The organism is Micromonospora sp. LA-10 (assembly GCF_051853095.1).
GTDB lineage: Bacteria > Actinomycetota > Actinomycetes > Mycobacteriales > Micromonosporaceae > Micromonospora > Micromonospora echinospora_A.
On sequence record NZ_CP195710.1, the window covers coordinates 5072965 to 5099534 of the forward strand.

The 26570-nt window shown below is 73.4% G+C and carries 17 protein-coding genes; 13 read left to right on the forward strand and 4 right to left on the reverse strand.

The annotated features are described in order from the left end of the window. The first annotated feature begins 36 nt into the window (after positions 1 to 36). From ACSDG8_RS23960 to ACSDG8_RS23970, 3 genes are all read left to right on the forward strand, one after another. Positions 37 to 2655: a valine--tRNA ligase gene (locus ACSDG8_RS23960; RefSeq protein WP_210898013.1), complete on the forward strand. Its 2619-nt coding sequence runs from the start codon at positions 37 to 39 to the stop codon at positions 2653 to 2655. 77 nt (positions 2656 to 2732) lie between these two features. Further along, positions 2733 to 4004 carry a bifunctional folylpolyglutamate synthase/dihydrofolate synthase gene (locus ACSDG8_RS23965; protein WP_247679343.1) on the forward strand — a complete coding sequence of 424 codons (1272 nt, stop codon included), beginning with the start codon at positions 2733 to 2735 and terminating at the stop codon, positions 4002 to 4004. Beyond that, positions 4001 to 4486, forward strand: coding sequence for a DUF4233 domain-containing protein (locus ACSDG8_RS23970; protein WP_210898016.1), 486 nt, complete (start codon positions 4001 to 4003; stop codon positions 4484 to 4486). The genes ACSDG8_RS23965 and ACSDG8_RS23970 overlap by 4 nt, the downstream gene beginning before the upstream one ends. Before the next feature lie 89 nt (positions 4487 to 4575). Here the strand turns inward: ACSDG8_RS23970 and ACSDG8_RS23975 are convergent, their stop codons facing one another. Continuing rightward, complete coding sequence (locus ACSDG8_RS23975) at positions 4576 to 5901, reverse strand: VOC family protein (protein WP_210898017.1); 1326 nt, start codon at positions 5899 to 5901, stop codon at positions 4576 to 4578. A gap of 144 nt (positions 5902 to 6045) precedes the next feature. Here ACSDG8_RS23975 and ndk point away from each other — a divergent pair, with 144 nt between their 5' ends. Next, entirely contained in the window at positions 6046 to 6471 is a 426-nt protein-coding gene (gene ndk, locus ACSDG8_RS23980; RefSeq protein WP_073831941.1) for a nucleoside-diphosphate kinase, read from the forward strand. Positions 6472 to 6509: 38 nt separating this feature from the next. Here the strand turns inward: ndk and ACSDG8_RS23985 are convergent, their stop codons facing one another. Both ACSDG8_RS23985 and ACSDG8_RS23990 read right to left on the reverse strand, forming a co-directional pair. Beyond that, positions 6510 to 7307, reverse strand: coding sequence for a hypothetical protein (locus ACSDG8_RS23985; RefSeq protein WP_210898019.1), 798 nt, complete (start codon positions 7305 to 7307; stop codon positions 6510 to 6512). 67 nt (positions 7308 to 7374) lie between these two features. Then, entirely contained in the window at positions 7375 to 7812 is a 438-nt protein-coding gene (locus tag ACSDG8_RS23990; RefSeq protein ID WP_210898021.1) for a carboxymuconolactone decarboxylase family protein, read from the reverse strand. Between the two features lie 193 nt (positions 7813 to 8005). On the opposite strand from ACSDG8_RS23990, the gene ACSDG8_RS23995 reads away from it, so the two are divergent. From ACSDG8_RS23995 to ACSDG8_RS24005, 3 genes are all read left to right on the forward strand, one after another. Further along, a complete protein-coding gene (locus tag ACSDG8_RS23995; protein ID WP_210898023.1) occupies positions 8006 to 9565 on the forward strand; it encodes an alkaline phosphatase D family protein in 1560 nt (519 codons plus the stop codon). A gap of 385 nt (positions 9566 to 9950) precedes the next feature. Beyond that, on the forward strand, positions 9951 to 13097 hold the full coding sequence (gene ileS, locus ACSDG8_RS24000; protein WP_210898025.1) for an isoleucine--tRNA ligase: 3147 nt from the start codon (positions 9951 to 9953) through the stop codon (positions 13095 to 13097). Between the two features lie 158 nt (positions 13098 to 13255). Then, complete coding sequence (locus ACSDG8_RS24005) at positions 13256 to 13948, forward strand: lysophospholipid acyltransferase family protein (protein ID WP_073831944.1); 693 nt, start codon at positions 13256 to 13258, stop codon at positions 13946 to 13948. A 4-nt stretch (positions 13949 to 13952) separates the two neighbouring features. Here ACSDG8_RS24005 and ACSDG8_RS24010 read toward each other — a convergent pair whose 3' ends face one another. After that, complete coding sequence (locus ACSDG8_RS24010; RefSeq protein WP_247679374.1) at positions 13953 to 16034, reverse strand: hypothetical protein; 2082 nt, start codon at positions 16032 to 16034, stop codon at positions 13953 to 13955. 207 nt (positions 16035 to 16241) lie between these two features. Here ACSDG8_RS24010 and ACSDG8_RS24015 point away from each other — a divergent pair, with 207 nt between their 5' ends. The 6 genes from ACSDG8_RS24015 to ACSDG8_RS24040 all read left to right on the forward strand — a co-directional run bounded on the left by ACSDG8_RS24015 (position 16242) and on the right by ACSDG8_RS24040 (position 26301). Next, positions 16242 to 18227 carry a TIGR03960 family B12-binding radical SAM protein gene (locus ACSDG8_RS24015; protein ID WP_210898027.1) on the forward strand — a complete coding sequence of 662 codons (1986 nt, stop codon included), beginning with the start codon at positions 16242 to 16244 and terminating at the stop codon, positions 18225 to 18227. 168 nt (positions 18228 to 18395) lie between these two features. Further along, positions 18396 to 18833 (forward strand): hypothetical protein, encoded by a 438-nt coding sequence (locus ACSDG8_RS24020; protein WP_030503083.1) that lies wholly within the window; start codon positions 18396 to 18398, stop codon positions 18831 to 18833. A 13-nt stretch (positions 18834 to 18846) separates the two neighbouring features. Then, positions 18847 to 20343: a hypothetical protein gene (locus tag ACSDG8_RS24025; RefSeq protein ID WP_210898029.1), complete on the forward strand. Its 1497-nt coding sequence runs from the start codon at positions 18847 to 18849 to the stop codon at positions 20341 to 20343. Between the two features lie 10 nt (positions 20344 to 20353). Further along, entirely contained in the window at positions 20354 to 21787 is a 1434-nt protein-coding gene (gene mycP, locus ACSDG8_RS24030) for a type VII secretion-associated serine protease mycosin (RefSeq protein ID WP_210898031.1), read from the forward strand. Between the two features lie 316 nt (positions 21788 to 22103). Then, positions 22104 to 22799, forward strand: coding sequence for a TIGR03936 family radical SAM-associated protein (locus tag ACSDG8_RS24035; RefSeq protein ID WP_247679346.1), 696 nt, complete (start codon positions 22104 to 22106; stop codon positions 22797 to 22799). A gap of 130 nt (positions 22800 to 22929) precedes the next feature. Beyond that, on the forward strand, positions 22930 to 26301 hold the full coding sequence (locus ACSDG8_RS24040) for an Rne/Rng family ribonuclease (protein WP_210943230.1): 3372 nt from the start codon (positions 22930 to 22932) through the stop codon (positions 26299 to 26301). The last annotated feature ends 269 nt before the right edge of the window (positions 26302 to 26570 follow it).

Here is a 26570-nt window from a genome sequence, read left to right on the forward strand (position 1 = left end):
CGTCAGGTCCTCGAAAGCGCTCCGTAGACTTTCAGGGTGACCGAGAGACTGGATGCCCGACGCCCCGACGCCCCGACCCTCGCCGGCCAGTACCAGCCCGGCGAGGTAGAGCAGCGACGGTACGAGCAGTGGGTAGCCGGCGGCCACTTCCGGGCGTCGGCGGACAGCGACAAGCCGCCGTTCACCATCGTCATCCCGCCGCCCAACGTCACCGGCTCGCTGCACATGGGGCACGCGTTCGAGCACACGCTCATGGACGCGCTCACCCGGCGCAAGAAGATGCAGGGGTACGAGGCGCTGTGGCTGCCGGGCATGGACCACGCCGGCATCGCCACCCAGAACCTGGTCGAGCGGCAGCTCGCCGGTGAAGGGTTGTCCCGCCACGACCTCGGCCGGGAGAAGTTCGTCGAGCGGGTCTGGCAGTGGAAGGCCGAGTCCGGCGGCGCGATCCTGGGCCAGATGCGCCGGCTGGGCGACGCGGTCGACTGGGACCGCGAGCGTTTCACCATGGACGAGGGCCTGTCCCGGGCCGTGCAGACCATGTTCAAGAAGCTCTTCGACGACGGGCTCATCTACCGGGCCAACCGGATCATCAACTGGTGCCCGCGCTGCCTCACCGCGCTGTCCGACATCGAGGTGGAGCACACCGACGACGAGGGTGAGCTGGTCTCGATCCGCTACGGCGACGAGGTGGTGGTGGCCACCACGCGCGCCGAGACGATGCTCGGTGATACCGCGGTGGCCGTGCACCCGGACGACGAGCGGTACCGGCACCTCATCGGCACCGAGGTGGAGCTGCCGCTGACCGACCGGCGGATCCCGATCGTCGCCGACGAGCACGTGGACCCGAGCTTCGGCACCGGCATGGTCAAGGTGACCCCGGCGCACGACCCGAACGACTTCGAGATCGGCCAGCGGCACGACCTGCCGTCGCTGACGATCATGGACGAGCGCGGAATCATCACGGCGCCCGGCCCGTTCGAGGGCCTGGACCGGTACGAGGCCCGCCCGGCGATCGTCGCGGCGCTGCGCGAGCAGGGCCGGATCGTGGCCGAGAAGCGGCCGTACCTGCATGCGGTGGGGCACTGCTCGCGCTGCAAGACGACTGTCGAGCCGCGGCTGTCGCTGCAGTGGTTCGTGAACACCGGGCCGCTCGCGAAGGCCGCCGGCGACGCGGTGCGCGACGGCCGGGTGGCGATCGAGCCGGCCGAGCTGGCCAAGCGCTACTTCGCCTGGGTCGACAACATGCACGACTGGTGCATCTCCCGCCAGCTGTGGTGGGGCCACCGCATCCCCGTCTGGTACGGCCCGGACGGCGAGATCGTCTGCGTCGGCCCGGACGAGGAGCCGCCGTCCGGCGAGGGCTGGCGGCAGGACGAGGACGTGCTGGACACCTGGTTCTCCAGCGGCCTGTGGCCGTTCTCCACGCTCGGCTGGCCGGAGCGCACCCCGGACCTGGCGAAGTTCTACCCGACCAGCGTGCTGGTCACCGGCTACGACATCCTGTTCTTCTGGGTCGCCCGGATGATGATGTTCGGCCTGTACGCGATGGACGGCGTGCAGCCGTTCGACGTGGTGGCGCTGCACGGCATGGTCCGCGACGAGCACGGCAAGAAGATGTCGAAGTCGTTCGGCAACGTGGTGGACCCGCTGGACTGGATCGACCGCTTCGGCGCCGACGCGACCCGGTTCACGCTGGCCCGGGGCGCGAACCCCGGTCAGGACGTGCCGGTCAGCGAGGAGTGGTGTCAGGGCTCCCGCAACTTCTGCAACAAGCTCTGGAACGCCACCCGGTTCGCGCTGCTCAACGGCGCGCACACCGGCGGCCCGCTGCCGGACGCCGCCGACCTCTCCACTGTCGACAGGTGGATCCTGTCCCGGCTGGCGCACGTCACCGCCGAGGTGGACGAGCAGTTCGAGGCGTACGAGTTCGCCAAGGTCTGTGACCTGCTCTACCACTTCGCCTGGGACGACGTCTGCGACTGGTACGTGGAGCTGAGCAAGTCGGTGCTCGCCGAGGGCGGGCCGGCTGCCGACGCCACCCGTCGGGTGCTCGGACACGTGCTGGACCAGCTCCTGCGGCTGCTGCACCCGGTCATCCCGTTCGTCACCGACGAGCTGTGGTCCGCGCTCAGCGGCGGCGAGACCGTGCTGACGGCGTCCTGGCCGGTCGCCGACCGTACCCTGATCGACGACGCCGCGGAGGGCGAGGTCGCCACGCTTCAGCGCGTGGTGACCGAGGTCCGGCGGTTCCGCTCGGACCAGGGGCTGCGGCCGACCCAGCGGGTCGCCGCCCGGCTCGACGGGCTGGCCGGCGCGGGCATCGCGGCGCACGAGCCGCTGGTCCGCTCGCTGGCCCGGCTCGACGCGCCCGGCGACGACTTCCAGGCCAGCGCCACGCTGGCCATGCCCGGCGCGGTGAGCGTCGCGCTGGACACCCGTGGCTCGATCGACGTGGCCGCCGAGCGCGCCCGGCTCACCAAGGACCGGGCGGCGGCCGAGAAGGAGGCCACCCAGGCGCGGGCGAAGCTGGACAATCCGGCGTTCGTCGGCAAGGCGCCCGAGCCGGTGGTGGCGAAGATCCGCGAACGGCTGGCGGTGGCCGAGGCGGACCTGGTCCGCATCGACGCCGCCCTGGAGGCGCTTCCCTCGTGAGTGACCGCACCGACCGCACCGACCGCACCGCGTTCGCCGAGGTGGAGGCCGCGCTCAACGCGCGCGGCTTCACCCGGATGCACTTCGAGCTGGAGAAGATCGAGACCCTGCTCGACCTGCTCGGCAGCCCGCAGCGGGCGTACCCGTCGATCCACCTGACCGGCACCAACGGCAAGACCTCGACGGCCCGGATGATCGACTCGCTGCTGCGGGCGTTCGGGCTGCACACCGGCCGCTACACCAGCCCGCACCTGGACACCGTGCGGGAGCGGATCAGCCTGGACGGCGAGGCGGTGGGCGAGGAACGGTTCGTGGCCACGTACCGCGAGATCGCGCCGCTGGCCGAGCTGGTCGACCAGCGGTTCGCCGAGCCGCTGACGTACTTCGACATGACCACGGCGCTGGCGTTCGCCACGTTCGCCGACGCCCCTGTCGACGTGGCCGTGGTGGAGGTCGGTCTCGGCGGCGCGGAGGACGCGACGAACGTGCTCCAGGCCGGCGTCGCCGTGATCACCCCGATCGGGCTGGACCACACCGAGTGGCTCGGCGACACCATCGAGGACATCGCGCTGCACAAAGCGGGCATCATCCACCCCGGCGCCACGGTGATCGCCGCGGCGCAGGAGGAAGAGGCGGCCCGCCCGATCCTGGAGCGCTGCGCCGAGGTCAACGCCACGGTCGCACGCGAGGGCGCCGAGTTCGGCGTACTCCGCCGGGCGGTCGCCGTCGGCGGCCAGATGCTGACCATCCAGGGCCTGGGCGGAGTGTACGAGGAGATCTTCGTCCCGCTGCACGGCGCGCACCAGGCGCAGAACGCCGCGGTGGCGCTGGCCGCCGTGGAGGCGTTCCTCGGCGCCGGGGCCCGGCGGCAGCTCGACATCGAGGCGGTCCGCGAGGGCTTCGCCGCGACCAGCTCCCCGGGTCGGCTGGAGCGGGTGCGTAGCGCCCCGACGGTGCTGCTCGACGGCGCGCACAACCCGCACGGCATGGCCGCGACAGTGGCCGCGGTGCAGGAGGAGTTCGCGTTCAGCAAGCTCGTCGGTGTGCTGGCGGTGCTCGGCGACAAGGACGCGGCGAGCCTGCTCGAACTGCTCGAACCGGTCCTCGACTCGATCGTGGTGGCGGAGAACAGCTCGGCCCGGGCGATGCCGGTGGACGAGCTGGCCGCGCTGGCGCGGGAGATCTTCGGGCCGGAACGGGTGCAGGCGACCCGGGAGATGCCCGACGCCATCGAGGCGGCGGTGGCGGAGGCCGAGTCCGACGTGCCGGGCGAGCTGGCCGGGGTGGGCGTACTGATCACCGGATCGGTGGTGACAGTGGCCGACGCCCGCCGGCTGCTCAAGCGATGACCGGCCCGCAGCAGGGTCCGGACGCCCAGTCGGCCGGCCCGCAGCAGGCAGCCGGCGCTGAGCGGTCCGCCGGCGCTGAGCACGCCGCGGGCGCTGAACCGGCGGCCGGCGACGCGTCGGAGGGCCAGGCACCGACCGGCGTGCGCCGGTCCGGCCTGCGGAATCCGGACAAGGCGGTACGCGGGCTGGGCGCCGGCACTATGGCGCTGGAGGCGCTGGTGCTGCTGCTGGCCATCCAGCCGATCCGGGTCGTCGGCGGTGACCTGAGCGGCGCGGCGATCGGCGCGATCGTGGCGCTGGCGGTCGCCTGCGTGGTGCTGGCCGGAATGATGCGCCGCCCGTGGGCGTGGCACGCCGGCACCGTGCTCCAGGGTCTGCTGCTGCTCTCCGGGCTGCTGCACTGGTCGTTGTTCGCGCTCGGGGTGATGTTCGCGCTGGTGTGGGCGTACGCGCTGCACGTGCGGCGGGTCATCCTCGGCTGAGCGCTGCGCCTCGGCGCGGCGCGGTTCCGCGTGTTAAGAAGGGCCCCTTCCTCTACCTGAGGCGTTAATAGGGGGCCCTTCCTTACACCTCAGGCGTCGGCGAGGGAGCGCCACTGGGTCAGGGCTACGCCGTGGCCGTCGGGGTCGCGGAAGGCCGCCGCCCACACCTCCAGCTTGGTGCCCCGGTTGACCACGCGCGGCGCGTACGTGAACCGGACGCCGGATTCGCGCAGCCGCTCGTACGCGCCCTGGATGTCGTCCACCTCCAGGTTGACGTGCACCAGGCGGCGGCTGATCGGGGCGGCGCCGGTGACCCGGCGCAGCACCAGCCGGGTCGGCCCGGAGGAGAGCACCGCGTTGCCCTCGCCCCGGTCCAGCTCGTCGAAGCCGAGTTCGCGGTAGAAGCCGAGGGACCGGTCCAGGTCGGTGACGAGCAGGGTGATGCCGACGCCGCTGATCGGGCTGCCCAGCTCGTCCGGCTCGGCCGCGTCTGGCGTCCCGGACGAGCCGGCCGGGCCGAAGATGGCCTCGTCCAGTTCCTCGGCGGTGGGCGGAGTGTCGGAGCGCCGGGGCGCGTCGGAGGGGTCGTCCAGCGGCACGTCGATCGGGTCGGACACGGTCTCCACGGGCACGGTGTCGGCGGCGCGCGTGCTGTCGGGTTCCGGGGCGCCGATCGGCTCCTCGGCCGGGGCGCGGGGTGCCGGGGCGCGGCGGGGGAGCGGGCCGGCGGTGGCCGGTTCGACAAGTTGCCCTTCCAGCACCATCCGGCCACTGGGGCTCTGGTGGAGCACCACCGGCTCGCGCTCCTCGGCCCGGGGCGGGACGTCGTCCAGGTACTCCTCCGGCGCGGGCGGGTAGTCGTCGCGGAAGTCGTCCTCGGGCGCGCGCCCGGCCCACGGCGGCGCCTCCTGCGCGATCAGCGGCTCGTCCAGCGGGTCCGGGGTGTCGTACTCGGGCGGCAGGTCGGCCACCGCGGCGGCGGTCTCGGCGTGGGTGGGCACCTCGTCCCAGAGGACGCGTACGTGCCGCTGGTCGTCAAGCGCCACCCGGACCGGCAGCGCCTGACCCAGCGAGGGCCACTTCGCGACCGGCACCCGAGGCTCGATGATCTTCTTGGAGCGGGGCGGCAGGCCGGGAGCGTCGATCACCAGCTGCAGCTCGCAGCGGCCGAACGCGTACTGGGTGGGTGGTTCGGAGGCGCTGTGCACGTGGCCCAGCCCGATCACCCAGGTACGGCCGCCGCCGCGTACCGTGGCCAGCGCGATCGCCAGCACCAGCAGCGCGACGCCGAGCGCCACGATGGCCCAGCTGGTCATGCCCAGCCCGAACACCGTCACGAAGGTGGCGACGGTGCCCAGCACCACGCCGATCAGTTTGCGTACCGGCGCGATCGTGCGGTTCCCGCCATTCGCCACAGTGGACCTCCCAGGGGTTCCAGGGCCAGGCTAGGCCGCCACGGCGGGCCAGGGAAGACGCAGCCGCCGCACCGGCGCCGGGACCGGGTCGCTACGCTGACCGTACCCAGCTGACCCCGTTTGAGTGCGCAGGAGGAAACCAGCGTGTCCAGCAGCAGCCCGGACGAGCGGACGCTCGTACTGATCAAGCCCGACGCGGTGCGCCGCGGTCTGGTGGGCGAGATCCTGTCCCGTTTCGAGCGCAAGGGCCTGCGGATCGACGCGATGGTGAGCCGGAGCATGGACGGCGACTTCGCCGACCAGCACTACGCCGAGCACGTCGACAAGCCGTTCTACCCGCCGCTGAAGACGTTCATGACCAGCGGCCCGCTGGTGGCGCTGGTGCTCTCCGGCGACCAGGTGATCGAGGTGGTGCGCGCGATGATCGGCAGCACCGACGGTCGCAAGGCCGCCGCCGGCACGATCCGGGGCGACCTGTCGCTGTCGAACCGGGAGAACCTGGTGCACGCCTCCGACTCGGCGGACAGCGCCAAGCGCGAGATCGCGCTCTGGTTCCCCGAGCTGGCCTGAGCGGTTCCGGCGGCGGCCGGCGGGCCGCCGCCGGCTCGTCACACCCCGGGCGTCGGCGCGGCCGGCAGCGCGCCGAGCTCCCGCACGATCCGCTCCGCCAGGGCCACCGCCCGGGTACGCGCCTCCGCGGCGACCGCCTTCCGGTCATCGGGGCGGGCCGGGCGGGCGCACAGCACACTCGCCTCGACCAGGTAGCCCCGGTGCCGGACGATCACCCGGGCGTGGCCCATCAACGGGTACCAGCCGCCGGACTGCAGGCGGTCGCTCTCGGCGGTCAGCGTGGCGAGGACACCTGTCGTGCCGGCCACCCGCACCGGGGCGCTGGCGCCCTGGTAGCCGACCACCACGAGGTGCGGTTCGCCGAGCAGGTGCGTGGCGCCGCCGGTGCACTTCGTCCCGCGTACGGTCTCGAATGCCTGCTCGACCAGCGGCGGCGTCGCGTCGGGCTCCCGGGCCGCGACCACCCGGACCTTGGCGATCGCCTCCCCGCGCTGCCCGCCGGCCCGGTAGGCGACGGGCCTGGTCTCGGCGCGGACGGTGAAGAAGGAGCCGACGGTCACCGGGTTTCCGTAGCCGCCGACCATCGGTATCGGCTTGTCGCACAGGCCGAGCAGCACGCTCGCGTTCTCCGTCGACTCGGCGCGTTTGACCGGGCCGAGACGCCCGACGGCGCGGCGTACCGAGGCCAGGACCGCCGGACCCTCGTGTTCCGGTCCGGGTGTCGCGCTGGGCGACGGTGACGGCGACCCCGTCGCGGGCGTGACCGGCGCCTCGGCGCCGCAACCGGCGAGCAGGGCCGCCGCCACCAGGGCAGCAGGCATCAGTCGGGCACGCACGTTTCCTCCCCCGTCGGCGTGTCACCGGCGACTGTAGAGGAACCGGCCCGTGCCCGGGGGGCGCGCGTTACCGGGTCGGCGGCTGCGTCCGGCAGGTCACCGCGACCCGGTTCCACACGTTGATGGTGGCGATCGCCACCACCAGGTCGGCCAGCTCCTTCTCCGACCACACCTTCGCCGCGGCGTCCCACACGTCGTCCGGCACGCCGTGCTCGCCGAGGCGGGTCACCGCGTCGGTGAGGGCCAGCGCGGCCCGCTCCCGCTCGTCGAAGAACGGCGCCTCGCGCCACGCCGCGACCGCGAACAGCCGGCGGCTGTCCTCCCCGGCCCCCAGCGCCTCCCGGCTGTGCATGTCCACGCAGAACGCGCAGCCGTTGAGCATCGACGCCCGTAGCTTCACCAGCTCCAGCACGGTGTGGTCCACGTTCGCCCGGACGTACTTCTCCAGGCCCAGCACGGCCTGGTACGCCTCCGGGGCCACCGCCGCCATGTCCATCCGGCTCATCGCCGCCTCCTCGTTGGTTCGGGTACGCGCACAGGACGGGGCAGGGCGGGCGCGGCGTGACGCGCGGGCGGTGTGACGGTGGTCATGGCCGGGCCGACAACAGTCGTTGACGTTCCGGTCATCTCGACCGGAGTTCCCGGCCACCTGCGGCCGGTAGACCGGGCTGGCGACATTGCCGACACCGGGAGAACCCATGACGCACATCGATCGACGTACCCTGCTCCGCGCCGGCCTGGTCGCCGGCGCCGGAGTCGCCGGCGGCGCGCTGCTCGGCGCGCCCGGCGCGCCCGCCGCGCCCGGCCTGCGGCCGAACGGCCGGCCGCTGCTCACCCACGGCGTGCAGAGCGGCGACGTGACCGCCGACTCGGCGCTGGTCTGGACCCGCGCGGACCGGCCCGGCCGGATGCTGGTCGAGGTGAGCCGGCGGCCGGACCTGCGCGGCGCCCGCCTGGTGCGCGGACCGGTGGTCGACCCCACCGGCGACTTCACCGGCAAGGTCCGCCTGCGCGGCCTGCCCGCGGGGGAGCGGCTGCACTACCGGGTACGGGTGGAGAGCCTGGACCGGCACGGCCTGTGCAGCGAGCCGCTGACCGGTTCGTTCGCCACCGCCCCCGGGCGGCAGCAGCGGCGTGACGTGCGGTTCGTGTGGACCGGCGACATCGTCGGGCAGGGCTGGGGGATCAGCCCGGACTTCGACGGCCTGGCGATCTTCCGGGCCATGCGGGAGCGCCGCCCGGACTTCTTCCTGTGCAGCGGCGACACCGTGTACGCCGACGGCCCGCTGACCGAGAGCGTCGTCCTGCCGGACGGCCGGATCTGGCGCAACCTGGTGACGCCGGAGAAGAGCAAGGTGGCCGAGACGCTGGCCGAGTACCGGGGGCAGTTCGCGTACAACCTGCTCGACGAGCACCTGCGGGCGTTCGCCGCCCAGGTGCCGCAGATCAACCAGTGGGACGACCACGAGGTGGTGAACAACTGGTACCCGGGGGAGATCCTGACCGACGACCGGTACGGCGAGAAGCGCGTGGACGTGCTCGCCGCCCGGGCCCGGCAGGCGTTCCACGAGTGGCTGCCGGTGCCGTCGGGCGGGCCGATGTACCGCAAGCTGTCGTACGGGCCGCTGCTGGACGTGTTCGTGCTGGACATGCGCACCTACAAGGACCCGAACGACGGCAACACGTACGCCGACCGCAACCGCGGGCTGCTCGGCAGGGCGCAGCGGGAGTGGCTGATCCGGGAGCTGCGCTCGTCCCGCGCCACCTGGAAGGTGATCGCCAACGACCTGCCGATCGGTGTGGTGGTGCCGGACGGGTCCGCCGCGCAGGAGGGCGTCGCGCAGGGCGACCACGGCGCGCCGGCCGGCCGGGAGCTGGAGTTCGCCGAGGTGCTGCGCGCCTCGCACCGGGCCGGGGTGACCGGGCTGGTGTTCCTCACCGCCGACGTGCACTACACCGCCGCCCACCACTACGACCCGGCGCGCGCGGCGGTGCGGGACTTCAGCCCGTTCTGGGAGTTCGTCTCCGGCCCGGCGCACGCCGGCGCGTTCGGTCCGAACGCGCTGGACGGCACGTTCGGCCCGGAGGCGGTCTTCGTGCACGCCCCGCCGCGCGCCAACACCTCACCGGCCGAGGGTTTCCAGCACTTCGGCGAGGTGACCATCGACGGCCCGTCGGCGGCCCTGACGGTCCACCTGCGTGACCGCTCCGGCGCCTCCCTCTGGACCACCACCCTCCCGGCCCCGTCCCACCGCTGACCCCCGGCCCGACCGTCTGCTTGCGTTGATCATGAAGTTGGCGGCGATGTGGATCTCCGATTTCGCCGTCAACTTCATGATCGCCGGGGGAGAGGCGGGGCGGGAGATACTCGGCGGCGCGGCGGGCGGGGGGTCGAGTACGCTTGAACGCACAGGCGACGACCCGGCCATCACCGGTGAGCCTCCGGAAGAACAGCCGGGTGACCGGCCCAGTAGAACCGGACGGGACGGCCCGTCACAGCCGGCCAACGAGCGGGCGGTCGCACCTCGACCGCCAAGCGGGGTGGTACCGCGGGCCACGCCCGGGCGCCGGTCACGGCGTACCGGCTTCGGCTCGTCCTCGCAGACCACAGACGAGTGAGCTGCTGAGGGAGAGCGACAGGCGATGGCCTATCCGTTGCACGACCCGACCGGCGCCGGTGTCCCGGCGAGCCCGGACCTGCCCGCGGTCGAGCGCCGGGTGCTGGAGCACTGGACGGCCGACAAGACCTTCGAGGCGTCAGTCGAGGCCCGCGACGCCGGCCGCGACGGCGAGAACGAGTACGTCTTCTACGACGGCCCGCCGTTCGCCAACGGCCTGCCGCACTACGGCCACCTGTTCACCGGCTACGTCAAGGACGTGGTGCCGCGCTACCAGACCATGCGCGGGCGGCGCGTCGAGCGCCGGTTCGGCTGGGACTGCCACGGCCTGCCGGCCGAGGTGGTGGCCGAGAAGCAGCTCGGCATCACCAGCAAGGCGGAGATCCTCGACCTCGGCGTGGCCCGGTTCAACGACGCCTGCCGCGCCTCCGTGCTGGAGTTCACCCACGACTGGGAGCGGTACGTCACCCGGCAGGCCCGCTGGGTCGACTTCGCCAACGACTACAAGACGCTCGACCTGGACTACATGGAAAGCGTCATGTGGGCCTTCAAGACCCTGCACGACAAGGGCCTGGTCTACGAGGGCTTCCGGGTGCTGGCGTACTGCTGGCGGTGCGAGACCCCGCTGTCGAACACCGAGACCCGGATGGACGACGTCTACCGGGACCGGCACGACCCGACGCTCACCGTCTGGTTCGGGCTGACCGCCGACGAGAACGCGCCGGAGCTGCTGCGCGGGCCGGTCAAGCTGGGCGTCTGGACCACCACGCCGTGGACGCTGCCGTCGAACCTGGCGCTCGCCGTCGGCCCCGACATCGAGTACGCCGTGCTGGAACGCGACGGCGAGCGCTACGTCGTCGGCGCGGCGCGCCTCGGCGCGTACGCCAAGGAGCTGGAGGGGTACGAGCAGGTCGGCACCGTGTGCGGTCGCGACCTGGCCGGACGCCGCTACACGCCACTGTTCGACTTCCTGGTCGAGCCGGCCGGGGAGAACGCCTACCAGGTGCTCGCCGCGGACTTCGTCACCACCGAGGACGGCACCGGGATCGTCCACCTCGCCCCGGCGTTCGGTGAGGACGACCAGAACGTCTGCAACGCCGCCGGCATCCCCACCATCGTGACCGTGGACGACCACACCCGGTTCACCGCGCTGGTGCCGCCGTACCAGGGCGAGCAGGTCTTCGACGTGAACAAGCCGGTGATCCGGGAACTGAAGGAGCGGGGGGTGGTGCTGCGGCAGGACACGTACACCCACTCGTACCCGCACTGCTGGCGCTGCGACACCCCGCTGGTCTACAAGGCGGTGTCGTCGTGGTTCGTCGCGGTGACGAAGTTCAAGGACCGGATGGTCGAGCTGAACCAGCAGATCAACTGGACGCCCGGGCACATCAAGGACGGCTCGTTCGGCAAGTGGCTGGCGAACGCCCGCGACTGGTCGATCAGCCGGAACCGGTTCTGGGGCTCGCCGATCCCGGTGTGGCGCTCCGACGACCCGAACTACCCGCGGGTGGACGTGTACGGGTCGCTCGCCGACATCGAGCGTGACTTCGGCGTACGCCTGACCGACCTGCACCGGCCGGCGGTGGACGACCTGGTCCGCCCCAACCCGGACGACCCGACGGGCAGGTCGATGATGCGCCGGGTGCCGGAGGTGCTGGACTGCTGGTTCGAGTCCGGCTCGATGCCGTTCGCCCAGGTGCACTACCCGTTCGAGAACCGCGAGTGGTTCGAGCACCACTACCCGGGTGACTTCATCGTCGAGTACATCGGGCAGACCCGCGGCTGGTTCTACACCATGCACGTGCTGGCCACCGCGCTGTTCGACAGGCCGGCGTTCCGCAACTGCCTCAGCCACGGCATCCTGCTCGGCTCGGACGGACGCAAGATGTCCAAGAGCCTGCGCAACTACCCGGACGTCTACCACGTGTTCGACTCCTACGGGTCGGACGCGATGCGGTGGATGCTGATGTCCTCGCCGGTGCTGCGCGGCGGCGACATGGCGGTCACCGAGACGCTGATCCGGGACGCGGTACGCCAGGTGCTGCTGCCGTTGTGGAACGTCTGGTACTTCTTCTCGCTCTACGCCAACGCCGACGGCTACACCGCGCGTCGCCGTACCGACTCCACGCACGTGCTCGACCGGTACGTGCTGGCGAAGACGAACGAGCTGGTGGCGACCGTCGGCGCGCAGATGGACGCGTACGACATCTCCGGCGCGTGCGCCACCGTGCGGTCCTACCTGGACGCGCTGACCAACTGGTACGTGCGCCGGTCCCGGGACCGGTTCTGGGCCGGCGACGCGGACGCGTTCGACACGCTCTCGACGGTGCTGGAGACGCTGTGCCGGGTGGTGGCGCCGCTGGTGCCGCTGACCGCCGAGGAGATCTGGCGCGGGCTGACCGGTGAGCGGTCGGTGCACCTGACCGACTGGCCGGACGCGGCGGAGTTCCCGGCCGACCACGAGCTGGTCTCCGCGATGGACAACGTCCGGGCGGTCGCCTCGGCGGCGCTGTCCCTGCGCAAGGCCAAGGGCCTGCGGGTACGGCTGCCGCTGGCGAAGCTCACCGTGGCCTCGCCCGTCGCGGCCCAGCTGCGGCCCTTCGCCGACCTGGTCGCCGACGAGGTCAACGTGAAGGAGGTCGTGCTCAGCGACGAGGTGTCCGCGTACTGCCAGCAGGTCCTCACGGTGGTGCCGCGGGCGCTCGGCCCGCGCGTCGGCAAGGCCGTCCAGCAGGTGATCAAGGCGGTCAAGGCGGGGGAGTGGGAGCTGCGCGACGGCGCCCCGGTCGCCGCCGGGGTCACGCTCGCCGAGGGCGAGTACGAGCTGCGCCTGGTCGCCGCCGACGCGGAGCACTCCGCGCCGCTGCCCGGCGGTGAGGGCGTGGTCGTGCTGGACACCGAGGTCACGCCGGAGCTGGCCGCCGAAGGGCTGGCCCGGGACGTGGTCCGGGTGGTGCAGCAGGCCCGCCGCGACGCCGACCTGGACGTCTCGGACCGGATCACGGTGGCCGTCTCCGCCTCCGAGGAGGTACGCGCGGCGGTCGCCGCGTACACCGATTTCGTGGCCCGGGAGGTGCTGGCCGACAGCATCGACTTCGCCCAGGGTCTCGACGGCTTCGCCGGCGAGGCCGGCGACGGCGAGCGCGTGACGGTGACCGTCCGCAAGGTGTGAATGTAAGGCGGGGGCCCTTCTTAACGCCTCAGGTAGAGGAAGGGCCCCTGCTTGACACCCGCACCCAGCGAGTGGACTGCGGGCCACCCGCTCGGTGGCGGACGGCCGCGTCGGCTACCGTGACAGCGCCTGTTTCACGTACGACCGCCGGAGGACCCGTGCCCCTGCTCTACACCATCGGCAAGCTCACCGTGGCGCCCGCGCTCCGGTTGGCCTTCCGTCCGCACGTGGAGGGGTTGGAGCACATCCCGGCGACCGGCGGCGCGATCTTCGCCAGCAACCACCTCTCCGTCGCCGACGAGCTGCTGCTCGGCACCGTGGTGCCCCGCCACCTGGCGTTCTGGGCCAAGTCGGAGTACTTCAACGGCACCGGGCTCAAGGGCGGCTTCTCCAAGTTCGTGCTCACCGGGCTGGGCGCGATCCCGGTCGAGCGGGCCGGCGGGCGGGCCGCGCTCACCGCGTTCGACGCGGCGATCCCGGTGCTCAAGGCCGGTGACCTCGTCGCCGTCTACCCGGAGGGCACGCGCTCGCCGGACGGGCGGCTCTACCGTGGGCGTACCGGCACGGTCCGGCTGGCGATCGCCGCCGGCGTGCCGGTCATCCCGGTCGGCGTGACCGGCACCGACAAGGCCCAGCCGATCGGGACGCGGGTGCCGCGACCCGGACGCGCCAAGATCACGATGAAGTTCGGCAAGCCGCTGGACTTCACCGGCCGTCCCGACGACCGCACGTCGCTGCGCGCGATGACCGACGAGATGATGGCCGAGATCCAGAAGCTCAGCGGCCAGGAGTACGTCCCGCGTTACGCGCCGAAGCGCGCCGACCAGGCCGCCGGTGAGCAGACCGCCTGAGCGGTCAGGACTTCGGCATCACCACGCGCTGACGCAGATCGTTCAGTAGCCGCCCGCTGTCGTCCACGGACAGCCGGGTGAACACCCCCGTGGTCAGACTGCCGTGATCGGCCGAGGTGCAGACCACCACCGAGTCACCGTCCGCCCGGCCGACCGCGCAGCGCGCGTACCGGCCCCGGACGCCGGTCTCCACGCTCACCGACTCCTTCAGGGCGTACTCCCCGGCGAGGCGGTCGATCTCCGCCTTGGCATCCGACTCCGGGCTGAACCGCAGGCCAGTGCTGCCGAACAACGTCACCCGCTTGCCGTCGTTCGTCGTGTAGATGCCGGCGAACGTGTCCTCGGCGAGCAGGTTCGACTCGCGTACCTGGTTCTTCAGATCCTCGGCGGTGGCCTGGCTGCGCGCGTCCTGGCGCAGCCGCATCGAGTCGATCTGGTCCGGGAGGCTGGCGCGGGCCGGGTACTGGCTGGAGATCGGCTGGAACCACCAGAGCGGCAGGCCGCAGCAGCACGCGATGCTGAGCAGCAGCACCCAGGGCCAGCGGCGCCGGCGGCGGGTCCGCTTGGGCGGCTGCTGCCAGCCCGGTGGCGGTGCGACCGGCGGCCCGGCCTTGCCCCGGCGCTGCTTCGGCGGCTTCACCGGCCGGGGCGGGGCGGGAGGCGGCGCCGGAGGCAGGGGACGAGCTGCCGGCGCGGCGGGGTACGACGGGGCGTGCGGCGGCGGCGACACCGGCCGGGCCGGGCCGGCCGGGTGGTACGGCGGCGGCGAGACCGGCCGCGCGGCCGGAGCGGCGGGATGCGCCGGGTGGTGCGGCGGCGTGGAGACCGGCCGGGCGGCGGGCGGCGCGGGGTGAGGCTGCTGTGGGTGGGGCGGCGCCGGGTGCGCCGGGTGGGGGTTCGGCGTCGACCAGGGCGCGGTGTACGGCATCGTCGGCGTCAGGGGCGGCAGCTCCGGCGCGTGCAGCTCCCAGCCGGTGGTGTCCACCCCCTCCCACGGGTCGACCGGTGTGGCGTGCTCGGGCGAGTTCAGCGGCGGCACCGGCGTGGGCTCGGCGGACGCGCCCCAGCGGGGCCGGCTCGGCAGCGGTGGCGGGACGGCGGCGGAGCCGCTCCAGCGCGGCGCCTCGACCCGGGTGGCGTTCGGGGCGTTCTCCACCCGGGTCGGGTCCGGCGTGGTGGCCGCGGGTGGCTGCGGGGCGGCGTCGATCCGCGTCGGGTCTGGCGTGGTGGTGGCCGGAGGTGGCTGCGGGGCCGCGTCGATCCGGGTGGGGTCCGGCGTGGTGGTGGCCGCAGCTGGCTGCGGGGCCGCGTCGATCCGGGTCGGGTCCGGCTTGCTGGCGGTCCGGGGGGTGGGGACGGGTGTGGTCCGGCCCGGCACCGGGGCCGAACCCCGGGCCCGCGGGACCGGCACTTGCGGGACGGTGTCGGTCCCACCGGCTGTCGCGGCGGTCTCGGCCGGCGCGCCTGGGGTCTCAACCGGCGTTCCGGCTGGCGCTCCGGCGGTTTCGGTCGGCGTTCCAGCGGTCTCGGCCGGCGTTTCGGCGGTCTCGGCCGGGGGTGTGCCGACAACTGTGGCTGGGGCGTCAGCGCTGTCGGCGGGCGGCGCAGTCCCGGTGGCGGGCGTCTCAGCCCTGTCCGTGGGCGACTCGGTCTCGGTGGCTTCGACCTTGTCGGTAGGTGCCTCGGCCTCGGTGGCTTCGGCCTTGGCCGTGGGGGTCTCGGCCCCGGTGGGCTCGACCGTGTCGGTGGGCGTCTCGGTCGCGGCGGGCTCCACCTTCTCCGTGGGGGGTGTCCCGGCCTCGGTGGCTTCGACCCTGGCCGTGGGCGTCTCGGTCGCGGTGGTCCCCGGCTGGGGGGCCGCGTCGTCCAGAGGCGCGGCGGCGGGCTCGGCGGTCGCCTGCGCGTCGGCGGACGCGCCGGTCGGCTGGTCCCCGGCTTCGGCGGCGGCCCCCGGCGCGGCGGACGGCGACGCCGGAGCGGAGGCGCCGGTGGCGTCCTCGGTGTCGACGGCGGTGGCCGGCTCGGTGACGGTCGGCTCCTCGGCCCCGTCGGCCGGCCGGCCCGCCCCCGGCTGCGGCTGCGGCATCGCGGCAATCTCCTCTCGCGCCCGTTGCGAGGTTAGTACCGCCCCGCCACCCGGGACTAATCCCGCCCGCTCGCCGGCCCCCACTCCGGTGATCAAGGAGTTCGTGTCCGGTGGGAGCGCCCGACAGTCCGCAAACTCCTTGATCAACGCGGTGGACACGGGCGCGGGCGCGGGGGAGGGCGGGGGCACCGCGTACGCTTGGGCATCATGAGTGCCCCGTCCACTACTCCGCGCCCCGCCGCCGCCAACTCGGTCTGGCCCCGGCTGGAGCCGTTGCTGCCGCAGGTGACCAAACCCATCCAGTACGTGGGTGGAGAGCTGGGCGCGGTGGTCAAGGACTGGGACGCCGCCACCGTCCGGTGGGCGCTGATGTACCCGGACGCGTACGAGGTGGGCCTGCCCAACCAGGGCGTGCAGATCCTGTACGAAGTGCTCAACGAGCTGCCCGACGTGCTGGCCGAGCGGACGTACGCGGTCTGGCCGGACCTGGAGAAGTTGATGCGCGCCCACGGCGTGCCGCAGTTCACCGTCGACGCCCACCGTCCGGTGCGTGACTTCGACGTGTTCGGCGTCTCGTTCTCCACCGAGCTGGGCTACACCAACCTGCTCACCGCGATCGACCTGGCCGGCATCCCGCTGCTCGCCGCCGACCGCACCGACGCCGACCCGGTGATCGTGGCCGGCGGGCACGCCGCGTTCAACCCGGAGCCGATCGCCGACTTCGTCGACGCCGCGGTGCTCGGCGACGGCGAGGAGGCGGTGCTGGAGATCACCGCCATCGTGCGGGAGTGGAAGGCCGAGGGCTCCCCGGGCGGCCGGGACGAGCTGCTGCTGCGGCTGGCCCGTACGGAGAGCGTCTACGTGCCGCGCTTCTACGACGTCGACTACCTGCCCGACGGCCGGATCCAGCGAGTCGTGCCGAACCGCCCGGACGTGCCGTTCCGCGTGCACAAGCGCACGACCATGGACCTGGACGCCTGGCCGTACCCGAAGAAGCCCCTGGTTCCGCTCGCCGAGACGGTCCACGAGCGGTACGCAGTGGAGATCTTCCGGGGCTGCACCCGGGGCTGCCGCTTCTGCCAGGCCGGCATGATCACCCGCCCGGTGCGGGAGCGTTCGATCACCACGGTCGGCCAGATGGTCAAGGAAGGGCTGGAGTTCTCCGGCTTCCACGAGGTTGGCCTGCTGTCGCTGTCGTCGGCCGACCACTCGGAGATCGGCGACATGTGCTCCGGCCTGGCCGAGCAGTACGCGGGCACGAACGTCTCGCTGTCGCTGCCGTCGACCCGGGTGGACGCGTTCAACATCGACCTGGCGCAGGAGCTGTCCCGCAACGGGCGGCGCACCGGTCTGACGTTCGCCCCGGAGGGCGGGTCGGAGCGGATCCGCAAGGTGATCAACAAGATGGTGTCGAAGGAAGACCTCATCCGTACGGTGGTCACCGCGTACTCCAGCGGCTGGCGGCAGGTGAAGCTCTACTTCATGTGCGGCCTGCCCACCGAGACCGACGAGGACGTCCTGGAGATCGCCGACATGGCGCACGAGGTGATCCGGGCCGGCCGCGCGGCCACCGGGTCCAAGGACATCCGCTGCACCGTCTCCATCGGCGGTTTCGTGCCCAAGCCGCACACCCCGTTCCAGTGGGCCTCGATGGCCACCCCGGAGGTCATCGACAGCCGGCTCAAGCTGCTCAAGCAGGCCATCAACAGCGACCGGTCGCTCGGCCGGGCGATCGGCTTCCGCTACCACGACGGCGAGCCGTCGCTGATCGAGGGCCTGCTGTCCCGCGGTGACCGCCGCGTCGGCGCGGTGATCCGCAAGGTCTGGGAGAACGGCGGCCGGTTCGACGGCTGGAGCGAGCACTTCTCGTACCAGCGCTGGGTGGACGCCGCCGCCGAGGTGCTGCCGGCGTACGGGGTGGACCTCGACTGGTACACCACCCGTGAGCGCGAGGAGCTGGAGGTCCTGCCCTGGGACCACCTCGACTCCGGCCTGGACAAGGACTGGCTCTGGCAGGACTGGCAGGACTCGCTGTCGGAGTACGAGCAGGACGACTGCCGCTGGACGCCGTGCTTCGACTGCGGCGTGTGCCCGTCCATGGACACCGAGATCCAGATCGGCCCGACCGGCCGCAAGCTGCTGCCGCTCACCCCGGTCAATGGCCTGAAGCTGCCCGCCGCCGCCCAGGGCTGAGACCCGGACCGTACCGGAGCGCGGGAACCCGACCGGGTTCCCGCGCTCCGTCGTCTTTCCGAGGCGACCGCGCCCGTACGCGGGGTGGGGGTGCCCCGACTGGTGCATCCTCGATACGCTGCGTCCGTAATGGACCGGCCGGGGCCGGTAGCGGGGAGGACAGCAGACATGGGCATCAATCCGCCGGACACCGGCGATCTGCACGTCAGCGTCGAGGACCTGGACGCCGCGGCGGAGTACGTCGAGCGCCTCAAGCAGTACGTCGACGACACCATCGGCTACGAGATGGAACGCATCAAGGAGCGGATGAAGGGCGACAGCGGCAACGCGCAGACGGTGCCCAACGGCACCCCGTTCGGCGCGTACGAGGACGCCCGGATGCAGTGGGCGGCGCTGACCAGGTCCACGGCCAGCATGGAGGCCCACCTGAAGGCCATCTCCATGAAGCTGGCCGGCCTGAAGCAGGGCACGCAGGACATCGCCAAGGCGTTCCGCGACGCCGAGGCCCGTAACGCCGCGAACGGCAAGGACATCGAGCGGCTGCTGGAGACCGCGGCCCCGCCGCCGGACGCCGGGCAGCAGCCCACCTACCCGTACACGGCCTGAGGGGGAGACGGTCATGGCAGGAGGAACCTGGGAGCGGTGCGTCCGTGAGGTGACGCTCTCGGCGGATCCGGAGACCGTGGGGTCGGTCGGCGCGGGCTGGCGCAACCTGTCCACCGCGCTCGGTCATCTGCGTGACTCGCTGGTCGGCCGCTCGTTCGTCGGCCCGATCGCGGCCGGCCAGGAGCGCCCGCACACCGGCGGTCTGCCCGGGCTGCTCGCCGGCTGGCAGGGCAGCGGCGGCGACGCGTACCGCGAGCACCTGGGCGAGATCGGCAAGGAGATCGAGGATCTCATCACGCACGCCAGCAACGTCAGTGGCGCGCTGTCGCGGATCGAGGGCGACATCCGTACGGCGGTGGCGAGCATCCCGATCCCGCTGATGGACAACTTCGGCTGGAACGAGTGGAGCCTGCCCGGCGGCACCGAACTGGACGACGCCCGCGACGGCGAGAGCCAGTCCGGCTTCCTCGCCGCGCTGCGCGGCGACTACCAGTCCAACCAGGCGCTCTACGCCGACGGCGCGTTCCGCGACAAGGCCGACGACCTCGAAGCCACCATGAAGATCGACGGCAACGCCAACGACCAGAAGCGCGGCGGCTGGTGGGACACCAAGTCCCACCTGGACAACTGGTACCGCGACAACCAGCAGGCGGCCAACAGGGCGATGTCGCCGCTGCCCGCCGCGGTCGAGGCCGAGCGCCCCAAGCTGGTCGTACCCCAGCCCGACGGCCGGCTCGACGACGGCTACCGCGCGGATCCCCGCGTACCCCCGTCCGGAGTGCCCGGTGGCGGGCTGCCCGGCGGCGGTGGTGGCGGTGCCGGCGGTGGTGGCGGGATGCCCTCGCTCGGTAGCACCGGCATCGGCGGCGGCGGTGCCGGCGTACCGGGCGGCAGCTCGTTCACGCCCCCGCCGACCACCGGCGTGCCCGGGACGGGCGGCGTTCCCGGCGGCTCGTACACCCCGCCCGGCACCGGCGTGCCCGGTACGGGCGTGCCCGGCGCCGGCGCCCCGGGTTCCGGCAGTCCTGAGTACGGCACCGGCCTGGCCGGCGCGGGCGGGCCGGGCACGATCAACGCGGGCGGCCCGGGCAGCACCTTCGGCAGTGGCGCCGGGTTGAGCACCAGCAGCGCCGGCTTCGGCGGCGGTGGCGGTGGCGCCGGGCTGGGGTCGGCGAGCGGCATCGGCGGCGGTGGCCTCGGCGCGGCCGGTGGCATGGGCATGGGCGCGCTGCCCGGCATGGTCGGCGGCGGCAACGGCAAGGTGCCCCCGCTGACCAGCGCGGCCGGCGCGCTCCGTGCGGCGGCGGGCGCGGGGCCGGGCGGCGCCGGCGCGCGTGGCGGCCTGGCCGGCGCGGGCATGGCGGGCGGCGGAATGATGGGTGGCGGGATGATGGGCGGCCACGGCGGCGCCGGGCATGGCGGCGGCGCTGGCGACCATTCGTCGTGGTTGACTGAGGACGACGATCCGTGGGGCACCGGTGACGGTGCGTCCCCGGGCATCCTGCGATGAGGACGGACGGATGAGGGTGCACGTCGGCGCGCTCCGGCCGGTGGCGGCCGCGCTGCTGGCCGGGCTGATGGTGCTGGGGGCCGCACAGCCGGCGGTCGGCGCTCCCCGCCGGGCCGAGCAGTGGTACCTCGATGAGCTGCGGATCGACCGGGCGCACCAGATCTCCACCGGGCGGGGCGTCGTGGTCGGAGTGGTCGACAGCGGCGCCGACGCCAACCACCCGGACCTGCGCGGCCGGCTCCTGGCGGGGCGCAGCACGTTCGACTCCGGCGACGGCCGGCGCGACCCGGACGGCCATGGCACCCACATGGCCGGGATCATCGCGGCGAACGGGACCGGCGTGGTCGGCGTCGCGCCGGACGCCCGGATCCTGCCGATCCGCACGCCGTCGGGCGACAAGGGCGCCGACGCGGGCAACTCCGCGACGGGCATCCGGATGGCGGTGGACGGCGGCGCGAAGGTGCTCAACCTGTCCTACGGGCACGCCGGCGCCGTCGACGAGGGCGAAGAGGCGGCGATCCGGTACGCGCTGGACCGCGACGTGGTCGTGGTGGCCGCCGCCGGCAACGTCCGTAAGCTCGGCCCGGACATCGCCTCACCCGCGAAGATTCCCGGCGTGATCGCGGTGACCGGCACGACCCGCGGCGGCGGCTTCTGGCCCGGCTCGGCCCAGGGCCCGGAGGCGGTGGTCGCCGCGCCGGGGGACGAGGTCTACAACATCGGACCCGACCGGGGGTACGGCTGGGGCGACGGCACGTCCGACTCCACAGCCATCGTGGCCGGTGTGGCGGCGCTGATCCGGTCGAAGTTTCCCCGGCTCGCCGCGCCCGACGTGATCAACCGGATCATCCGTACCGCCCGGGACGCCGGTCCGCCCGGCCGCGACCCGCAGTTCGGCTTCGGCCGGATCGACCCGGTGGCGGCGCTCACCGCCGACGTGCCGTCGGTGTCGGCGAACCCGCTGCTCGGCGCCGCTCCGGCCAGCGCGTCCGCGCCGCCGGCCGCCGCCGAGGACGAAGACTTCGACGTGACCGACTACGGCGACCGGGGCGGCCCCACCGACCAGCAGGTCATGGTGATCGGCATCGGCATCGCCGTGGCGCTGGTGGTGCTGCTGGCGCTCGTGGTGTTCCTGATCTGGAACCGCCGCCGGCACCGGCGCGAGCTGGCCCGGGCCGCCGACATCCCGGACGAGGCGCTGGACCGGATGAACGGCCAGGGCCCGCCGGTCCCGGCCGGCCATCACGCCGGCCCGCCTCCCGGCTACGGCCCGCCCGGCGGCCCTCCGCCACCCGGCGCCTACGCCCGACCGAGCGCGTCACCGCACCCCGGCGCCCCCTCCCATCCGGGCGGCCACCCGACGCAGGGCGGTTACCCCCAGCCCGGCGCGGGCGCCTACCCACCCCCCGCTCAGCCCACCCCACCCCACGACAACCGCACCTGACCCCACCCCACCTCTCCCGGCCCTTCGGCCAACCCTGTCGATCATGAAGTTGACGGCGATGTCGATCTCCAATCCGGCCGCCAACCTCATGATCACCGGGTCCGGCCCGGCCGGGGTGGGGGAGCGGGCGGGGGTTTGGGTGGGTTTGGGGTGGGTGGGGTAGCCCCGGGTGTGGGGCGCGGCGAGCACTGCGCCAGGATGGGGCGGATACGCAGGCACAGCCGAGGAGCTCACGATCGCCAGAAAGCCTCAACCCGAGGGCGGCCAGGCGCCCGTCGTCCAGCGGGTCCGCATCCGGTACGCCAAGCGGGGACCGCTGCGCTTCACCTCGCACCGCGACTTCGCCCGGGCCTTCGAGCGCGCGTTGCGCCGGGCCGGCGTGCCGATCGCGTTCTCCCAGGGCTTCACCCCACACCCCAAGATCTCGTACGCCTCGGCGGCGCCCACGGGTGTAGCAAGCGAGGCGGAGTACCTGGAGATCGGGCTGCGTGAGCCGGTCGACCCGGCGCGACTGCGCGAGGCTCTCGACGCCGCGCTCTCGCCCGGGCTCGACGTGCTCGACGCGGTGGAGGCGACCGGCGGCAGCCTCGCCGACCGGATCGAGGCGTCGTACTGGCGGATCGAGCTGCCCGAGGTTGACCCGAAGGTGCTGGCGGAGGCCGTGGCGGCCTTCACCGCCGCCGACGAGATCCTGGTCGAGCGGATGACCAAGCAGGGGCGGCGGACGTTCGACGCTCGCGCGGCAGTGGCGTCCATCGATGTGATGTCTCCGTCTGAGACGCCTTCCGAGGCGGCGGCCGTACCGTGTGCGATACTCGAACTGGTCGTGCGGCAGGTCACCCCGTCCGTTCGGCCCGATGACGTCCTGTCCGGCCTCCGCGCGGTGGCCGCTCTGGAGCCGCCGGTCACCCCGAAGGTGATTCGGCTGGCGCAGGGCACGTTGACCGCGCAGGGCGAGATCGTCGATCCGTTGGACGCGGATCGCGACGGGGCAACCATCGGAGAGCGCTGACCGTCGGTCAGCGTTCTGGCAGGCAGACTTCGGCGGTCGCGCGTTTGCGCGCCCGGCGGAAACACCTTTGCGGCAACCCTGCGTGGCAGCGCTCACCCGCGCCCGGGGCAGCCAGAACTGGAGAACGTCCATGCTCGAGAACGAGCCCGAGGGCGGCGAACGGACCGGCGCAGAGCCGGCCGGGACGACCGCCGACAGTGCCGCCATCGCCTCCGGCAGCGCCGACGTCGCCACCTCCGGCAGCGCGGAGGGCGTCGCCGAGACCAAGCCGCCGGCCCGTAAGCGGGCCAGCCGCCGCAAGGCCGCGCCGCTGAACCAGCCGGAGCAGACCGACGCGCCGGTGGAGGCGTCCACGACCGTGACCGGCAGCGGCGAGTCGCCGCAGGCCGAGGTGCTCGCCCCGATCGCGGGCGAGTTGGACACCGCGCCCAAGACCATCCGGCGCCGCCGTAAGGCGACTCCGGCGAAGGCGGCCGAGGAGCCGGTGGCCGCGGCCGAAGTGGAGGCCGCCTCGGACGAGGTCGTGCCGCCGGTGAAGGTGACCCGGACCCGTCGCCGCAAGGCCACCCCGCCCGCCGCCGAGACCGTGGCGCCGGACGAGACCGCCGCCGCGGTGCAGGAGTCCGAGGACGGCGTTATCGACGGGCCGGTCTCCGCGCCCGGGGGCGACCTGATCGCCGAGGGGCGCGCAGACATCGACGGCGGCGAGGCCACCGCGCCGGGCGGGGCCGGCACCGCGGAGACCACGGGTACCGCAGGGCGGTCCCGCACCCGTCGGCGCGCCGCCGGCGGCGACCGGGCCGCCACCGGGGCCGGGACCACCGCCACCGGCGACAGCGCCGCCACCGCCGACAGGGCCGCCACCGGGGACAGTGCCGCCACCGGCGGGAGCAGGGCCACCACCGGTGACAAGACGAGCACCGGCGACGCGACCGGCGTCGGTGAGACGGTCGTCGAGGACGTCGAGGACGTCGAGGACGAGGACGTCGAGGGCGGCACCGTCGAGGACGCGAGCGCCGCGGGTACGCGTACCCGCGAGGTCGACCTGGCCCGCAGCGGCGGCCCGGCGGACACGACGGGCGTCGTGTCGACGGGCGCTGCCGTGCCGCGCGCCGCCGAGGAGCCGGCCGAGACGCCGCCCACCACCACCCGACGGCGTCGTGCCGCGCTCTCCGCGCCGACCGTCCTGTTCATGGCCCCGCAGCCCGACGAGGCCCCCGCCGTCCAGGTCACGTACCCGGCCGCGGAGGAACCGATCGAGGAAGCGGTCGAGACCGTCCGGCGCCGCCGTCGCGGTCGCCGGGAGGTCGAGCCGGTCGAGGCCGAGGTCGAGCCGGAGGTCGTTGAGGAGGAGCCGGCCGCCGAGGCCGAGGAGTCCGCCGAGATCGACGAGGACGACGAGACGGCCGCCGCCCGGCGTCGCCGCCGCCGGGGTCGCCGGGGCCGGGGCCGGGGCCGGGGTGGCGCCGACGAGGCCGACGACGAAGAAGCCGAGGAGTCCGGCACGGCCGAGGCCGCCGAGGAGGATGCCGAGGAGCCCGCCGAGGACGAGGAGCCCGACGGCGAGGGGATGACCCGCCGCCGTCGCCGTCGTCGCCGCCGGGGCGCCGGGGAGGCGGACACCGCCGCCGAGGACGGCGTGCCCACCGTCGTCAAGATCCGTGAGCCGCGCAAGCCGGTCGACGAGGTGCAGGGTGTCTCCGGCTCGACCCGGCTGGAGGCCAAGCGGCAGCGCCGCCGGGACGGCCGCGAGCAGCGGCGCACCCGCCCGCCGATCCTGAGCGAGTCGGAGTTCCTGGCCCGCCGGGAGGCTGTCGACCGGGTGATGGTGGTCCGCCAGCGCGGCGACCGCACCCAGATCGCGGTGCTCGAGGACGGCGTGCTGGTCGAGCACTACGTGACCCGCAACTCGTCCGCCACCATGGCCGGCAACGTCTACCTGGGCAAGGTCCAGAACGTGCTGCCGAGCATGGAGGCCGCCTTCGTCGACATCGGGCGCGGGCGCAACGCGGTGCTGTACGCCGGCGAGGTCAACTGGGACGCCACCGGCCTGGAGGGCCGGGCGCGCTCGATCGAGCAGGCGCTGCGCTCCGGCGACTCGGTGCTGGTGCAGGTGACCAAGGACCCGATCGGGCACAAGGGCGCGCGGCTGACCAGTCACATCGCGCTCTCCGGCCGGCACCTGGTCTACGTGCCCAACGGCAACGCCTCCGGGATCAGCCGCAAGCTGCCGGACACCGAGCGCAAGCGTCTGCGGGACGCGCTGAAGAAGCTGGTGCCGGACGGCGCCGGGGTGATCGTCCGGACCGCGGCCGAGGGCGCCAGCGAGGACGAACTGGCGCGCGACGTCAAGCGGCTGCAGGCGCAGTGGGAGGACATCCAGGCCAAGGCCACCGAGGGCGGCGCCCCCGTGCTGCTCTACGAGGAGCCGGACCTGGTGATCCGCGTGGTCCGGGACCTCTTCAACGAGGACTTCCGCGAGCTGGTCATCGAGGGCGAGTCCGCGTACGGCATGGTCGAGTCGTACCTGTCGCACGTCTCCCCGGACCTGGTGGAGCGGCTGCGCCGGCACGCCGGGGTGGTGGACGTGTTCGCCGAGTACCGGATCGACGAGCAGATCCTCAAGGGGCTGGACCGGAAGGTCTTCCTCCCCTCCGGCGGCTCGCTGGTGATCGACCGCACCGAGGCGATGACTGTCGTCGACGTCAACACCGGCAAGTACACCGGCTCCGGGGGCAACCTGGAGGAGACGGTCACCCGCAACAACCTTGAGGCGGCCGAGGAGATCGTGCGCCAGCTGCGGCTGCGCGACATCGGCGGCATCGTGGTGATCGACTTCATCGACATGGTGCTGGAGTCGAACCGGGAGCTGGTGCTGCGCCGGCTCACCGAGTGCCTCGGCCGGGACCGCACCAAGCACCAGGTCACCGAGATCACCTCGCTCGGCCTGGTGCAGATGACCCGTAAGCGCATCGGCGCGGGCCTGCTGGAGGCGTTCAGCGAGACCTGCGAGTGCTGCAAGGGCCGGGGCGTGATCATTCACACCGAGCCGGTGCCGGAGAAGCCGCGCAGCGGCGGCGCGGCGGAGAAGGTCAAGGCGGTCGCCTCGGCGGTCGCCGCGCCGGCCGAGGAGAAGGGCCGTCGCCGGGGCCGTAAGGCCGCGGCGGAGAAGCCGGCCGTGGAGTCCGCGCCGGAGCAGCAGGCCGCGCAGGCGCCTGCCGCGACCGAGCCGCCCGCGGCCGTCGCGCCCCCGGAGCGGACCGTCGCCGAGGTGGTCGAGACCGACGACGACTACTACGACACCCAGGGCTACGACCTGTCCCGGTTCGAGTCGGACACCCCGGCCGCCCCGGCGGTCGCGGACAGCCAGGAGGGCGACTCGGCCCGGCTGGCCGCCGCCGACGACCCGGACGCGATCGGTGACGGCGACAGCGACGACGACGGCGGTTCCCCGCGCCGGCGGGCGCGCCGTGGCGGCGCCCGGCGGCGTACCCGGCCGTGAGGCGCTGAACTGCGCGAACAGGGCCCCCGTTCCACGCCTGGCGTGTGGATCCGGGGGCTCTGTCGTGCCGGCCGGGGCGCCTACCGGCAGCCCGGTTTGGGGGGCGGGCCGGGTATGGCGTACGCTTGCCTGCGGCGCACTTTGGTGTGCTGAGTTCCCGCGTGCCCGCTCCGCCGGTGTCACGGCTCCCGGCGAGACGCCGTGGGAACGACCGCCGCCGGTGTGACAACCGGCAGCGGTGGAATAGACGCCAGCAGCCTCAACGACAG